The organism is Kluyvera chengduensis (assembly GCF_044197065.1).
Taxonomy (GTDB): domain Bacteria; phylum Pseudomonadota; class Gammaproteobacteria; order Enterobacterales; family Enterobacteriaceae; genus Kluyvera; species Kluyvera ascorbata_C.
The window spans coordinates 44,154-57,208 of record NZ_JBIQOI010000015.1 but is presented as its reverse complement, the minus strand read 5'-3'; the positions used below and the strand labels follow the sequence as shown (position 1 = coordinate 57,208).

Sequence of the window (13,055 nt, the reverse complement as noted above, 5' to 3'; positions counted from 1 at the left end):
CGGCTTTCGCTCACTGTTGCGAGGTGGCGTATATTACGCTTTCCTCTTTCAGAGTCAAGCGTTTAATTTCGCTTTTCTCTGTCGAGATTCTCAGGAGAACCTCGCTGACCCGGCGGCTTGTTTGCCGTTGTTCCGTCTCAGTGGGGCCGCATTATAGGGAGTTAATTCAGGCTGACAAGAGGAAAAATGCATTTTTCTTTCAACCGCTCACCTTTTCGCCTTTTCGTCGTTTATTTCTGCTTTTTGATAGCCGCAGGCAGGTCTGCAAGGCTATTAATCACCCAATCCGCGGCCTTTTCCGCTTCCTCGGTGACAGGTTTGCCCGTACGCACCAGTACTTTAGTACCTACGTTCGCCGCCGTAGCCGCCTGCATGTCTTCTACTTTATCACCCACCATATAAGAAGAAGCCATATCAATGTGCAGAAACTCCTGCGCGGATTTGAACATTCCCGGGTGTGGTTTACGGCAATCACATACCTGGCGATATTCTTCTACTGTTCCCTGCGGATGATGCGGGCAATAATAGATGCCGTCCAGGTCAACGCCACGGTCAGCCAGAGACCAGTCCATCCATTCCGTCAGCGTTTCAAACTGCGCTTCGGTGAACTTCCCGCGAGCAATACCGGACTGGTTAGTCACCAGCACCAGCGCATAGCCCATCTCTTTTAATTCGCGCATAGCGTCGATGACGCCATCAATAAACTCAAACTCATCGATTTCATGTACGTAGCCATGATCGACATTAATCGTGCCGTCACGATCGAGAAAAATTGCGGGTACAGACTTTGCCACCGTGTTGCTCCTGATTAAGGCTTGTATCTTTAGTATCGCATGTTTCGACAGGCAAGAAAGCGCCGATCGCATAAATCAGATTGATTTAGCCGTCTAGATGCCTTAACATCCGTTTTGTTGACGGTCATCGCCCGTCTCTGGCAGAAGAAAATGCCACGGATAACTCCTAACCGATAATAAATAATCTAATGATTAAACTTTCGAATATCACCAAGGTGTTCCAACAGGGCCACCGCACAATTCAGGCGCTGAACAACGTTAGCCTGCACGTGCCTGCGGGACAAATTTATGGCGTCATTGGCGCATCCGGTGCAGGTAAAAGTACGCTGATTCGCTGCGTCAACCTGCTTGAACGCCCGACCGAAGGCAGCGTTCAGGTTGGCGGCCAGGAACTTACCGCACTGTCCGAAGCGGCGCTGACTAAAGCGCGTCGCCAGATTGGCATGATCTTCCAGCACTTCAACCTGCTCTCTTCACGCACGGTATTTGGCAACGTTGCGCTGCCGCTGGAACTCGATAATACGCCTAAAGAAGAAGTGAAGCGTCGCGTCACTGAGCTGCTGGACCTCGTGGGTCTGGGCGACAAGCATGATAGCTATCCGGCGAACCTGTCCGGTGGGCAAAAACAGCGCGTAGCGATTGCCCGTGCTCTGGCCAGCAACCCGAAGGTTCTGCTGTGTGATGAAGCCACCAGCGCGCTGGACCCGGCAACCACTCGCTCCATCCTCGAACTGCTGAAAGACATCAACCGTCGCCTGGGTCTGACGATTCTACTCATCACCCACGAAATGGATGTGGTAAAGCGCATCTGTGACTGTGTTGCGGTTATCAGCAACGGTGAGCTTATCGAGCAAGATACGGTGAGCGAAGTCTTCTCTCATCCGAAGACGCCGCTGGCACAGCAATTTATTCAGTCCACGCTGCATCTGGATATTCCAGAAGATTACCAGGCGCGTCTTAAAGAAGCACAGACTGCCGATAGCGTACCGATGCTGCGTATGGAGTTTACCGGCCATTCGGTCGATGCTCCGCTGCTGTCGGAAACCGCACGTCGCTTTAACGTGAACAACAACATTATTAGCGCGCAGATGGATTACGCGGGCGGCGTGAAGTTCGGCATTATGCTGACAGAAATGCACGGCACCCCTGAAGATACGCAAGCGGCCATCGCCTGGCTGCAGCAACACCATGTAAAAGTAGAGGTACTGGGTTATGTCTGAAGCCATGATGTGGTTACTGGCGCGCGGCGTCTGGGAAACGCTGGCAATGACATTCGTGTCGGGCTTTTTCGGCTTCGTGATTGGTCTGCCGGTCGGCGTGCTTCTATATACCACGCGTCCGGGGCAAATCATTGAGAACGGCAAGCTTTACCGTGTGCTTTCTGCGTTGGTGAATATCTTCCGCTCCATCCCGTTCATTATCCTGCTGGTATGGATGATTCCATTTACCCGCATTATTGTTGGTACCTCTATCGGCCTGCAGGCGGCAATCGTTCCGCTGACGGTCGGTGCAGCACCGTTTATTGCACGTATGGTGGAAAACGCCCTGCTGGAAATCCCTACCGGGCTGATTGAAGCGTCCCGCGCAATGGGTGCCACGCCGATGCAGATCGTCCGTAAAGTCCTGTTGCCGGAAGCGCTGCCAGGTCTGGTCAATGCGGCAACCATCACCCTGATTACGCTGGTTGGCTACTCCGCAATGGGCGGTGCCGTCGGTGCGGGCGGTCTGGGGCAGATTGGCTATCAGTACGGCTACATTGGATATAATGCGGTCGTGATGAATACAGTACTGGTATTGCTGGTCGTTCTGGTTTATTTAATTCAAGTATCTGGCGATCGTATCGTTCGAGCAGTCACTCATAAATAGCGTTACACACAACACAACTCAAAAGTTTAAGGATATTAAGCATGGCGTTCAATTTTAAAACCTTTGCGGCAGTTGGGGCCCTGATTGGTTCTCTGGCACTTGTTGGTTGCGGCCAGGACGAGAAAGATCCAAACCACATTAAAGTCGGCGTAATTGTCGGTGCAGAACAGCAGGTTGCTGAAGTTGCACAGAAAGTAGCAAAAGAAAAATATGGCCTGGACGTTGAGCTGGTTACCTTCAACGATTACGTTCTGCCGAACGAAGCGCTGAGCAAAGGCGACATCGACGCCAACGCCTTCCAGCACAAACCGTATCTTGATCAGCAGATTAAAGACCGCGGCTACAAACTGGTTTCCGTAGGTAACACCTTCGTTTACCCAATCGCGGGCTACTCCAAGAAAATCAAATCTCTGGATGAACTGCAGCCGGGCTCCCAGATTGCGGTACCAAACGACCCGACCAACCTTGGCCGTTCCCTGCTGCTGCTGCAACAAGTGGGCCTGATCAAACTGAAAGATGACGTGGGTCTGCTGCCAACCGCGCTGGACATCACCGAGAACCCGAAAAACCTGAAGATTGTTGAGCTGGAAGCACCACAGCTGCCACGTTCTCTGGACGATGCGCAGATTGCCCTGGCCGTTATCAACACCACTTACGCCAGCCAGATCAACCTGACTCCAGCGAAAGACGGTATCTTCGTTGAAGGCAAAGACTCTCCGTACGTGAACCTGATCGTTACGCGTGAAGATAACAAAGACGCTGAAAACGTGAAGAAATTCGTACAGGCTTACCAGTCTGACGAAGTGTACGAAGCGGCGAACAAGATCTTTAACGGCGGCGCTGTTAAAGGCTGGTAATCGCAATACCGCTAAGCAGTATCTTTCAAGACGGGCACATGCCCGTCTTGTCATTTATGCAAGCACCTGATTCAATAGCCCCCTGGTCTACCCTTTATAATAGAGGAATTACTATGCGTGCTTTACCGGTCTGTTTATTAGCACTCCTGTTAGGTGGCTGTTCCATGCTAAACAGATCTCCTGTTGAACCCATTCAAAGCACTGCGACCCCCGCGAAAACGGAGACCGCGAAACCGAAAGCGCCACGCGCTACGCCGGTGAGAATTATCACCAACGCTGAAGATCTGGTCGGTAAGCCGTTCCGCGATCTGGGCGAAGTTTCCGGTGACTCATGCCAGGGCACTAATCAGGATTCCCCACCAAATATCCCAACGGCACGTAAGCGCATGCAGATCAACGCCTCTAAAATGAAGGCCAATGCGGTACTGCTGCACAGCTGTGAAGTCACCAGCGGCACGCCGGGTTGCTACCGTCAAGCGGTCTGCGTAGGTTCAGCCCTTAACGTCAGCGCGCAATGAGCCCATTCGCATTTGAACAAATAGGCGTTATCCGCTCTCCTTATAAAGAGAAGTTTGCCGTACCTCGCCAACCAGGGCTGGTCAAAAGCTGTAGTGGCGAGCTGCATCTGCTGCCTCCGTACAACCAGGCCGACGCCGTGCGCGGTCTGGAAGCATTCAGCCATTTATGGGTACTGTTCGTCTTCCATCAGACGATGGAAGGCGGCTGGCGTCCCACAGTGCGACCACCCCGCCTCGGCGGAAATGCACGGATGGGCGTCTTTGCCACCCGCTCCACCTTCCGCCCAAACCCTATCGGGATGTCGCTGGTTGAGCTGCGTGGCGTTCGCTGCCAGAAAGAGCACGTCATTCTGGAGCTCGGTGGGCTCGATTTAGTGGACGGTACGCCGGTAGTCGATATTAAGCCCTACTTACCCTTCGCCGAGTCGCTTCCTGACGCTCGCGCCAGCTACGCTCAGGATGCGCCGCAGGCCAATGTTGAGGTCACCTTCAGCGATGACATTGCCCAGCAGCTTATCGGTCTGGAAAAACGCTACCCGCATTTACGTCGTTTTATTGCCGAAGTACTGGCCCAGGACCCGCGTCCGGCCTATCGTAAGAACGAGGAAGAAGGAAAGACCTACGCCGTCTGGCTGCTGGACTTTAACGTCCGCTGGCGCGTAACACCGTCAGGATTTGAGGTCTTTGCACTGGAAGCCCGGTAATTTCACCGCGCTCTCTTTTGACATCCCTTTCTCGCTGGTAAACTAAATCACTTTTGTTTTTGTGCCAGGCTCGACTTGAGCCTGTTCGATCGTTCAACTGGAACCGTAACAACATGCGTACTAGCCAATACCTGCTCTCCACTCTGAAGGAGACACCTGCCGACGCCGAGGTTATCAGCCACCAGCTGATGCTGCGCGCCGGGATGATCCGCAAGCTGGCCTCCGGGTTATACACCTGGCTGCCGACCGGCGTGCGCGTCCTGAGAAAAGTCGAAAAGATCGTGCGTGAAGAGATGAACAACGCCGGTGCTATCGAGGTGTTAATGCCGGTAGTTCAGCCTTCTGAACTCTGGGAAGAGAGCGGTCGTTGGGAACAGTACGGCCCGGAACTTCTGCGCATTGCAGACCGTGGCGATCGTCCATTCGTTCTGGGTCCAACCCACGAAGAAGTCATCACCGACCTGATTCGTAACGAGCTGAGCTCTTACAAACAGCTGCCGCTGAACTTCTACCAGATCCAGACCAAATTCCGTGACGAAGTGCGTCCACGCTTCGGCGTGATGCGTTCCCGCGAATTCCTGATGAAAGATGCTTACTCTTTCCATACTTCTCAGGAATCCCTGCAGGAAACCTACGACGCGATGTATGCGGCCTACAGCAAAATCTTCAGCCGTATGGGTCTGGATTTCCGTGCGGTACAGGCTGACACCGGTTCTATCGGCGGTAGCGCTTCCCATGAATTCCAGGTACTGGCGCAGAGCGGCGAAGACGATGTGATCTTCTCTGACTCCTCCGACTACGCGGCAAACATCGAGTTCGCTGAAGCAGTGGCACCAAAAGAACCACGTGCAGCAGCAACGCAGGAAATGACGCTGGTTGATACGCCGAACGCGAAAACCATCGCCGAGCTGGTTGAGCAGTTCAATCTGCCAATCGAGAAAACCGTGAAAACCCTGCTGGTGAAAGCGGTGGAAGGCAGCAAGTCTCCGCTGGTTGCCCTGCTGGTTCGCGGCGATCACGAACTGAACGAAGTCAAAGCAGAAAAACTGCCGCAGGTTGCAAGCCCGCTGACCTTCGCCACTGAAGAAGAAATTCGTGCGCTGGTGAAAGCCGGTCCAGGCTCCCTCGGCCCAGTCAATATGCCAATTCCGGTGATTATCGACCGTACCGTCGCCGTGATGAGCGATTTCGCGGCCGGTGCTAACATCGACGGTAAGCACTACTTCGGCATCAACTGGGATCGCGACGTGGCGACGCCAGAAGTGGCTGACATCCGTAACGTTGTCGCTGGCGACCCAAGCCCAGACGGTAAAGGCACGCTGCTGATTAAACGCGGTATCGAAGTGGGCCACATCTTCCAGTTGGGTACTAAGTACTCCGAAGCGATGAAAGCCTCCGTACAGGGCGAGGATGGCCGCAACCAGATCCTGACCATGGGCTGCTACGGTATCGGTGTAACTCGTGTGGTTGCCGCTGCTATTGAGCAGAACTTTGACGACCGCGGTATCGTATGGCCAGACGCCATTGCACCATTCCAGGTTGCCATTCTGCCAATGAACATGCACAAATCCTACCGTGTTCAGGAGCTGGCTGAGAAGCTTTACGCTGAACTGCGTGCACAGGGTATCGAAGTGCTGATGGACGACCGTAAAGAGCGCCCTGGCGTGATGTTCGCGGATATGGAGCTTATCGGTATTCCTCACACCATCGTGCTGGGTGACCGTAACCTCGATAACGACGATATCGAATACAAATACCGTCGTAACGGCGAGAAGCAGCTGATTAAAACCGGCGACATCGTTGATTACCTGGTTAACGCTATTAAGGGCTAACTCGTTCGATGCCCTCCCGGAGTCGGCGTTAACGCCTCGTCCGGTCGACAAAAAGCCTCGCATTTGCGAGGCTTTTTTTATCGTTGTAGGCCGGGTAAGGCGTTTACGCAGCCATCCGGCAATCGGCACCGAATTGCCTGATGGCGCTACGCTTATCAGGCCAACAAATACCTTTACTTCGCGCTGGTACAGTCTTTACCAGGCGCAAATTTTCCGGCTTTATCGGTCGCCAGCGTTTTCACCATCGCACCGGTATCCGGATTTGGCTCAACGGTAAAGTGTCCATCAACCACCAGCAGAATCGGCTTGCTGTCGCTACCCTGCGCGGCGGCGTAGTCACGTTCCAACTGGGCATTATTCGCTACCGCCACGCGCTGGCCGGTGGCGCAGTCGGTGAAGGTGGCCGCATCCGCCATATAGAAGTACATCCCGCGCATCGCCATTGGCGTGGTTGGCAGGCTGGCTTTCACCGGCTCCAGTGTATAGTTAAGCTTTGACTCAATCGGATTACCTTCGCGGTCAAGCATCTCCAGCTTCTCGCCCTTCGCACGATAGTATGACTTCTCGCCTTCGCTGTCCGTCAGCACCAGTTTATCGGCGGTACGCGCCCAGGTACCGTAGGAGCCAAATGAAGATGGCTCACTGCTCACGCCCTGGTAGTGTTCGTTCATCACCCAGGTGCCGTCCTTCTCAAGGAACAGCGACGTTTCAATACCTTCGCAATCGGCGCAAGGGATAACACCGCGCCAGCTTTGCTGCATCGGCGTTAATTCAGCCGCTTGAGTCGGTTTTAGCGTATTCACTTCCGAATGGTTACATCCGAAAAGTCCAAACAGCATCCCCGTGGCCGCAATGGCCAATATCGCTTTTTTCACCCTCAAATCCTTATTCTTATTACATCCACGTCCGGCTTAATAGCGAACTTTACCGCGCAAGTTTTTTACTGAAGACTTTTGCGCTTTCGACGTCAGCCGCCGCTCCTTCGACGCCCGGGTTGGGCGCGTCGGTCGTCGACTTTTTTGTTCTGCGGTCAGCGTCTGGATAACCGAAACCAGGCGAGCCATTGCCGCTTCGCGGTTCATTTCCTGACTGCGATACTCCTGCGCCTTAATAATAATCACACCGTCAGCAGAAATTAAGTGGTGGCTGGCTGCGAGCAGGCGCTCTTTATAATACTCTGGCAGGCTGGAGGCCCGGATGTCAAAACGCAGGTGAATCGCCGTAGAGGTCTTATTCACGTGCTGACCACCCGCCCCCTGCGCCCGGATGGCAGTAATCGTCAGCTCGTCGTCCGGGATACTTACCTGCCGGGAGATAACAATCATGCTGGCAGTTGCCACGGCGTCAGGTGAATTTCCAGATTATTCTGAACGTCAGATAGCCAGATAGCGCCTTCCTGAATAGTGGCCTGTAGCGTCATGGTGCGTTCGGCAAAAGCGCTCAGCTTCGCCAACTGTTCATCATCAAGATACCAGACCGCCAGGTTCTTAAAGCTCGCCATCTTGTTCTGATTTTGCTGCCACCAAATCTCTGCCGCACGACTATTGTAGGTGAACAACGCCACCTCCTGAGACAGACTGCAGGCTTTTTTAATCCGGCGCTCATCCGGCAGACCCAGTTCAATCCACAGGTCGATGCCCAGATGATCGTTGCGCAGCCATACTTCCGGCTCGTCCTCAGAAGAGAGCCCACGGGTAAACTGCAGACGTTCGTTCGCGTACTTAATCCACGCCAGCAGGCGCAGCATCATACGCTCCTGGGTTTCGGAAGGATGACGCGCCAGCGTTAACGACGCGTCCAGAAACTGGTTGCGGTCGAGATCCGCGACGTTCACCACCGCCTTATAAATTGTTGCTTTCAGCGCCATGACTTCACTCCTGCGAAAAATGGGGCTCATTGTAGCGAAATCAGGGCCAAAAGGCTGTCCCGAATTGCATCTGCCGTCACTCATCCCGCTGATAATGCTTAAATGAGTATGATATAGTCACCTTGCTAAACAGAGATTATCTTCATAGGCTTATTGAAGCGCAGACAGGAGGGCACGTGGGCAACTATTGTGAGTTGATTCGTCAACGCTACGCAGAGATTGCGAGCGGTGATTTGGGGTATATCCCGGATGCGCTAGGTTGTGTACTGAAGGTGTTGAACGATGTTGCGGCGGATAATGCCATTTCCGAATCAATCAGGGAAAAAGCCGCGTATGCGGCGGCAAACTTACTGGTGAGCGATTATGTCGATGAATGATACTTATCAACCCATCAATTGTGATGACTATGACAACCTTGAGCTCGCCTGCCAGCACCACCTCGTCCTGTCACTGGAGCTGAAAGACGGCGAAGTGCTGCAAGCCAAGGCTCATGATCTGTTATCGCGTAAAAACGTGGAATATCTGGTCGTCGATAGCGCGGGTGAACTGCGCGAACTGCGCCTCGACCGTATTACCAGCTTCAGCCACCCCGAAATCGGGACCGTGGTCGTTAGCGAATCATGATTCAATCACGGGCGGCGTCGCTGCCCGTTTTATCCCACTTCAGCGCTATACCCTCACCTGCTTCGCATACCCCGTCGACCGTCACAAAAACACCGACAGCCGTAATGAGCGTGTCACCATAAAATAGCAGCGGCGTGGTGTCGCGCAGCCAGGGCGGTACGCCAAGCTCCTGCCAGATTTTCTTTAGCTTACGGCCACCGTTGCGCCCGGCAATATGTAGCATTCCCGATGCTTTAAACCGCACCGAGACGGACTCGCCTGCCCGCGGCGGACGAATGTCGCCCCCGGCGATGCAGTGCAGTTCACCGAGTTCACCCGGCAGCACGAGCGGCATCGTGCGGTCAGTCCACTCCAGCACCGACTCCGTTTGCCCCTTCTGCGCCCTCACCCACCAAAGCTGCTGCTGATAGCGGCGAACGTCGAAGTGGCCCAGGCGCAGACAAGGCGCAGCGTCTTCGCGCGCCAGCGCCACCTCCTGCCATATCCGGGCTATCGCCTCCCGAGAAGGCATCGGCGCACCGAGCCACGCCAGCCAGCGTCGCAAAATCGCCGCCCGTTTTGGCGCACTCATCGCCATCATCGGTTCGATGGCAAGCGTCCCGGCGTCCGTACGCAGTCGCGCAAGCTCATCCGCCAGCAACTCGTCCAGCAGCTGTTCCTGCTCAGCGCACAGCGCCGCACTTCTGGCCGCCGCTTCAGCAAAGTGAGGCCAGCGGGCATTGAGTAACGGCAGGACGCGCAGACGCAGGAAATTGCGGTCATAGGCATCATCCTGATTGCTCTCGTCTTCAATCCACGTCAGCGTATGCGTCTGCGCCCAGTGTAGCAACGCCGCACGGGTTTCATGTAACAGCGGACGAATTAACTGCGTGTCATCAAACGCAGCATGCGTAGGCATCGCCGAAAGCCCAGCGGGCCCGCTGCCGCGTTTAAGCGCTAACAGCAGGGTCTCGCTTTGATCGTCCAGATGCTGCGCCGTCACGAGAACTTCGCCCGGCCTGAGCGCCTCGCGAAACGCCTGATAGCGCGCGGTTCGGGCTTCCGCCTCCAGCCCACTGCCACTCTGTGCCAGCGTTACCCGCTCGACCACCAGCGGCACCTGCCATTGTGCGCAGACCTGCTGGCAGTGTTCTACCCAGCTATCGGCGTTCTGGCTAATCCCGTGATGGATATGGATAGCGCGCAATGAGAGGGTTGGCTCCTGCTGACGCCAGCAGACCAACTGATGCAACAGCACCGTTGAGTCGAGGCCACCGCTAAATGCCACCAGAAACTGGCGGTGCGGTAAGAGTCGTTGCGCGAGCGAAGATGATGTCATGGCGATGTCGTAATGGGATATATAGCCCGGCACGTTACCGGGCCGGGCGCTCAGTGGCAAGCCTTACTGCTGGTATAGCTCCAGCGGCAGGCCGTCTGGATCATTGAAAAAGGTAAAACGCTTGTCGGTAAACGGGTCGATACGGATAGCTTCACAGGCCACACCATGAGACTCAAGGTGCGCCACCGCCGCGTCAATGTCATCCACGCTAAACGCCAGATGACGCAGGCCACAGGCTTCCGGGCGGCTTGGACGCGCCGGCGGGAACGGGAAGGAGAAAAGCTCAATCACATACTGACCGTTTAGCGCCAGGTCGCCTTTCCACGAATCACGCGCTTCCCGATAGGCTTCGCTCTGCAGCGTAAAGCCGAGAATGTCGCAGTAAAAAGACTTACTCTTTGCGTAATCGGCCGCAATAATGGCAATGTGATGAACCTGTTTTAATCCCAGCATCGTTTCTCTCCGTTAACCTTATCTCTGCACGTTACCCGCGCAGGTCGTTATCACGCAACCCCTCACTGGCTTTTTAGGACTCTCACACGGTAGACGCCATTTTCATCGCGTTTTGCCCCGTGGATATCGGTTTCAAAGCCCGGATAATGTCGACCAACGGAACAGAGCATCAGCAGGAAGTCGAGCACCGAACGGCTCTCTTCAGTGATCATCTCACCCGGCATCAACAGCGGTACGCCCGGCGGGTACGGCAGGATCATATTGGCCGAGACCCGCCCTACCAGATCTTCCAGTGCGACCGTTTCCACCTCGCCTTTGATCTGTTTCTGCCACGCCCGATGCGGCGTGAGCTTCATCTCCGGCAGCACATCGAAGGCACGTAGCATCAAACGCGGGAGATCGTGCTGGCGGATCAGGCGATGGATCCCCTGCGCCAGATCCTGAATACGCATGTTGCGATAGAAGTCAGGATCTTCGGCGTAGAGATCCGGCAACATGTTTTTGACCCGCAGGTTCAGATCGTAGGCACGCTTAAACTCGGTGAGCCCACGAAGCAGCCCCATGGCGCGGGTTTTATCGATCCCAATGCTGAACAGGAACAGCAGGTTATACGGCCCGGTCTTTTCGACGACCACGCCGTGTTCATCGAGATACTTCGCCACCAGCGCCGCCGGAATACCGTCATCGCTCATGTTGCCCTGTTCATCCATTCCCGGCGTCAGGATCGTGACCTTCACCGGGTCGAGGAACATATGATCGGCGTCAGCGTCGCTAAATCCGTGCCACGCTTCACCCGGCGACACCGGCCAGCATTCCGCTTCATCGATGGCTTCCGGCTGCCAGATATCAAAGAACCAACTGTCCGACTCTTCGCGCAGGCGCTGAACCTCCTTGCGGAAATGCAGCGCGCGCTCCACCGAGCGGTTAATCAGTCGTTTACCGGGGTTACCGCGCAGCATGGCCGCCGCCGTCTCTATCGAGGCAACGATTGGATAGCTTGGCGAGGTGGAGGTGTGCATCATAAAGGCTTCGTTGAAGGTGTCTTCATCGTAGTCGCCCTTAATGTGGATTAACGAGGCCTGCGACAGCGCCGCCAGCATCTTGTGCGTGGATTGGGTTTCGAAGAAGACCTTACCCGGCACCCGCTCGCCGCTCATACCGCTTTTGCCCTGATAGATAGGGTGGAAATGGGTATAGGGTACCCAAGCCGAGTCAAAGTGAATAGACGGCACGTCCAGCGTCTGTTTGATCCAGTTGGTGTTATACAGCAGACCGTCGTAGGTGGAGTTGGTGATCACTGCATGTACCGGCCACTCGGCGCCATCGGTGCTGTTCACCTTCTGCTGCAGGCTATCGCGGGTAAACTCGCGCTTTGGAATGCCGCCAAGTATCCCCAGCGCGTTACGCGTTGGCTTTAACCAGAGTGGCACGACGTCATTCATCATCAACAGATGCGCCAGCGACTTATGGCAGTTGCGGTCAATCAGCAGCGTGCTGCCGCTCGGCGCGGCGTACATGCCGACGATTTTGTTTGAGGTTGAGGTGCCGTTGGTCACCATGTAGCTCTGCTCGGCGCCAAAGGTGCGGGCGATATACTCTTCGGCTTCAAGGTGCGGCCCGGTGTGATCCAACAGTGAGCCCAGCTCGGTAACGGAAATCGACACGTCGGCCTTTAGGGTATTAGCACCGAAGAAATCATAGAACAGGCAGCCTACCGGGCTTTTCTGGTAAGCCGTACCGCCCATGTGCCCCGGCGTACAGAAGGTGTATTTACCTTCCGTGACGTAGGTAAATAGCGCTTTGGTGAACGGCGGCGTGATGTTATCGAGGTATTCGTCGGTGTACTGACGGATGCGGGTAGCGATATCGTCGGCCTGACCCAGCGCATATTCAAAGAACCACAGCGCCATGCGCATGTCGTGCGCGCTGACGTCCATCGTCGAGTGGTTATTGATAAAGGCGTAGAGCGGTAGATATTCATTAAGCTGATTTATCTCACCGCAGAGATCGACGCTGTATTCGTCCCAGTCAAAAATCACCCCGCATATACGCGGGTTGTGTTCGATAAACTTCAGCAGGTCGGCACTGTTCTGCGGCCAGATAATTTTGAAGCCCTGCGCCAGCAGCGCACCTTCCAGCTCCTTAATCGGTTCGTCTTTGTAGTAGACGCCGTGCGGGCCCATAATGGCGATAATATTCATGCGTTCCTCCTGGAAATCCTT

The 13,055-nt window shown here is 54.9% G+C and carries 15 protein-coding genes; 8 read left to right on the top strand and 7 right to left on the bottom strand.

The genetic code is table 11. The annotated features are described in order from the left end of the window. Positions 1-230 precede the first annotated feature (230 nt). The gene (gene gmhB, locus ACH1XZ_RS22565) at positions 231-794 is read right to left on the bottom strand and encodes a D-glycero-beta-D-manno-heptose 1,7-bisphosphate 7-phosphatase (protein WP_333499059.1); all 564 of its coding nucleotides are present in this window, start codon (positions 792-794) and stop codon (positions 231-233) included. A gap of 188 nt (positions 795-982) precedes the next feature. Here gmhB and metN point away from each other — a divergent pair, with 188 nt between their 5' ends. The 6 genes from metN (at position 983) to proS (ending at position 6,571) form a co-directional block, all read left to right on the top strand. After that, positions 983-2,014 carry a methionine ABC transporter ATP-binding protein MetN gene (gene metN, locus ACH1XZ_RS22560; RefSeq protein ID WP_395597240.1) on the top strand — a complete coding sequence of 344 codons (1,032 nt, stop codon included), beginning with the start codon at positions 983-985 and terminating at the stop codon, positions 2,012-2,014. After that, positions 2,007-2,660, top strand: coding sequence for a methionine ABC transporter permease MetI (locus ACH1XZ_RS22555; protein WP_035891987.1), 654 nt, complete (start codon positions 2,007-2,009; stop codon positions 2,658-2,660). The genes metN and ACH1XZ_RS22555 overlap by 8 nt, the downstream gene beginning before the upstream one ends. A gap of 41 nt (positions 2,661-2,701) precedes the next feature. After that, positions 2,702-3,517: a methionine ABC transporter substrate-binding lipoprotein MetQ gene (gene metQ, locus ACH1XZ_RS22550; RefSeq protein WP_035891986.1), complete on the top strand. Its 816-nt coding sequence runs from the start codon at positions 2,702-2,704 to the stop codon at positions 3,515-3,517. A gap of 113 nt (positions 3,518-3,630) precedes the next feature. Further along, the gene (gene rcsF, locus ACH1XZ_RS22545; RefSeq protein ID WP_395597239.1) at positions 3,631-4,035 is read left to right on the top strand and encodes an Rcs stress response system protein RcsF; all 405 of its coding nucleotides are present in this window, start codon (positions 3,631-3,633) and stop codon (positions 4,033-4,035) included. Beyond that, positions 4,032-4,739 carry a tRNA (N6-threonylcarbamoyladenosine(37)-N6)-methyltransferase TrmO gene (gene tsaA / locus ACH1XZ_RS22540; RefSeq protein ID WP_395597238.1) on the top strand — a complete coding sequence of 236 codons (708 nt, stop codon included), beginning with the start codon at positions 4,032-4,034 and terminating at the stop codon, positions 4,737-4,739. The genes rcsF and tsaA overlap by 4 nt, the downstream gene beginning before the upstream one ends. A 113-nt stretch (positions 4,740-4,852) precedes the next feature. Next, positions 4,853-6,571, top strand: a complete 1,719-nt coding sequence (gene proS, locus ACH1XZ_RS22535) for a proline--tRNA ligase (protein ID WP_395597237.1) — start codon at positions 4,853-4,855, stop codon at positions 6,569-6,571. A gap of 173 nt (positions 6,572-6,744) precedes the next feature. Here the strand turns inward: proS and nlpE are convergent, their stop codons facing one another. The 3 genes from nlpE to ACH1XZ_RS22520 are packed head-to-tail and all read right to left on the bottom strand — an operon-like array spanning position 6,745 to position 8,438. Further along, on the bottom strand, positions 6,745-7,446 hold the full coding sequence (gene nlpE, locus ACH1XZ_RS22530; RefSeq protein ID WP_395597236.1) for an envelope stress response activation lipoprotein NlpE: 702 nt from the start codon (positions 7,444-7,446) through the stop codon (positions 6,745-6,747). A gap of 36 nt (positions 7,447-7,482) precedes the next feature. Beyond that, a complete protein-coding gene (gene arfB, locus ACH1XZ_RS22525) occupies positions 7,483-7,896 on the bottom strand; it encodes an alternative ribosome rescue aminoacyl-tRNA hydrolase ArfB (protein ID WP_395597242.1) in 414 nt (137 codons plus the stop codon). Then, a complete protein-coding gene (locus ACH1XZ_RS22520) occupies positions 7,893-8,438 on the bottom strand; it encodes a YaeQ family protein (protein ID WP_395597235.1) in 546 nt (181 codons plus the stop codon). The genes arfB and ACH1XZ_RS22520 overlap by 4 nt, the downstream gene beginning before the upstream one ends. Positions 8,439-8,614: 176 nt before the next feature. On the opposite strand from ACH1XZ_RS22520, the gene ACH1XZ_RS22515 reads away from it, so the two are divergent. Together ACH1XZ_RS22515 and rof are read left to right on the top strand one after the other, a co-directional pair. Continuing rightward, positions 8,615-8,815: a YaeP family protein gene (locus ACH1XZ_RS22515; protein ID WP_035891979.1), complete on the top strand. Its 201-nt coding sequence runs from the start codon at positions 8,615-8,617 to the stop codon at positions 8,813-8,815. Continuing rightward, complete coding sequence (gene rof / locus ACH1XZ_RS22510) at positions 8,802-9,062, top strand: Rho-binding antiterminator (RefSeq protein WP_035891978.1); 261 nt, start codon at positions 8,802-8,804, stop codon at positions 9,060-9,062. Before ACH1XZ_RS22515 ends, rof begins: the two co-directional genes overlap by 14 nt. Position 9,063: 1 nt before the next feature. Here the strand turns inward: rof and tilS are convergent, their stop codons facing one another. The 3 genes from tilS to ldcC form a co-directional block, all read right to left on the bottom strand. After that, positions 9,064-10,380 (bottom strand): tRNA lysidine(34) synthetase TilS, encoded by a 1,317-nt coding sequence (tilS, locus tag ACH1XZ_RS22505; RefSeq protein WP_395597234.1) that lies wholly within the window; start codon positions 10,378-10,380, stop codon positions 9,064-9,066. A gap of 63 nt (positions 10,381-10,443) precedes the next feature. Beyond that, positions 10,444-10,833 carry a VOC family protein gene (locus tag ACH1XZ_RS22500; protein ID WP_395597233.1) on the bottom strand — a complete coding sequence of 130 codons (390 nt, stop codon included), beginning with the start codon at positions 10,831-10,833 and terminating at the stop codon, positions 10,444-10,446. Positions 10,834-10,895: 62 nt separating this feature from the next. Further along, complete coding sequence (gene ldcC / locus ACH1XZ_RS22495) at positions 10,896-13,034, bottom strand: lysine decarboxylase LdcC (protein ID WP_395597232.1); 2,139 nt, start codon at positions 13,032-13,034, stop codon at positions 10,896-10,898. Between the last annotated feature and the right edge of the window lie 21 nt (positions 13,035-13,055).

Excerpts from the sequence above, each read along its gene's own strand:
- ldcC (WP_395597232.1), bottom strand. The coding sequence starts at position 13,034 with ATGAATATTATCGCCATTATGGGCCCGCACGGCGTCTACTACAAAGAC.
- rcsF (WP_395597239.1), top strand. The coding sequence starts at position 3,631 with ATGCGTGCTTTACCGGTCTGTTTATTAGCACTCCTGTTAGGTGGCTGT.
- proS (WP_395597237.1), top strand. The coding sequence starts at position 4,853 with ATGCGTACTAGCCAATACCTGCTCTCCACTCTGAAGGAGACACCTGCC.
- ACH1XZ_RS22555 (WP_035891987.1), top strand. The coding sequence starts at position 2,007 with ATGTCTGAAGCCATGATGTGGTTACTGGCGCGCGGCGTCTGGGAAACG.
- ACH1XZ_RS22500 (WP_395597233.1), bottom strand. The coding sequence starts at position 10,833 with ATGCTGGGATTAAAACAGGTTCATCACATTGCCATTATTGCGGCCGAT.
- arfB (WP_395597242.1), bottom strand. The coding sequence starts at position 7,896 with ATGATTGTTATCTCCCGGCAGGTAAGTATCCCGGACGACGAGCTGACG.
- ACH1XZ_RS22520 (WP_395597235.1), bottom strand. The coding sequence starts at position 8,438 with ATGGCGCTGAAAGCAACAATTTATAAGGCGGTGGTGAACGTCGCGGAT.
- tsaA (WP_395597238.1), top strand. The coding sequence starts at position 4,032 with ATGAGCCCATTCGCATTTGAACAAATAGGCGTTATCCGCTCTCCTTAT.
- tilS (WP_395597234.1), bottom strand. The coding sequence starts at position 10,380 with ATGACATCATCTTCGCTCGCGCAACGACTCTTACCGCACCGCCAGTTT.
- metN (WP_395597240.1), top strand. The coding sequence starts at position 983 with ATGATTAAACTTTCGAATATCACCAAGGTGTTCCAACAGGGCCACCGC.
- metQ (WP_035891986.1), top strand. The coding sequence starts at position 2,702 with ATGGCGTTCAATTTTAAAACCTTTGCGGCAGTTGGGGCCCTGATTGGT.
- rof (WP_035891978.1), top strand. The coding sequence starts at position 8,802 with ATGTCGATGAATGATACTTATCAACCCATCAATTGTGATGACTATGAC.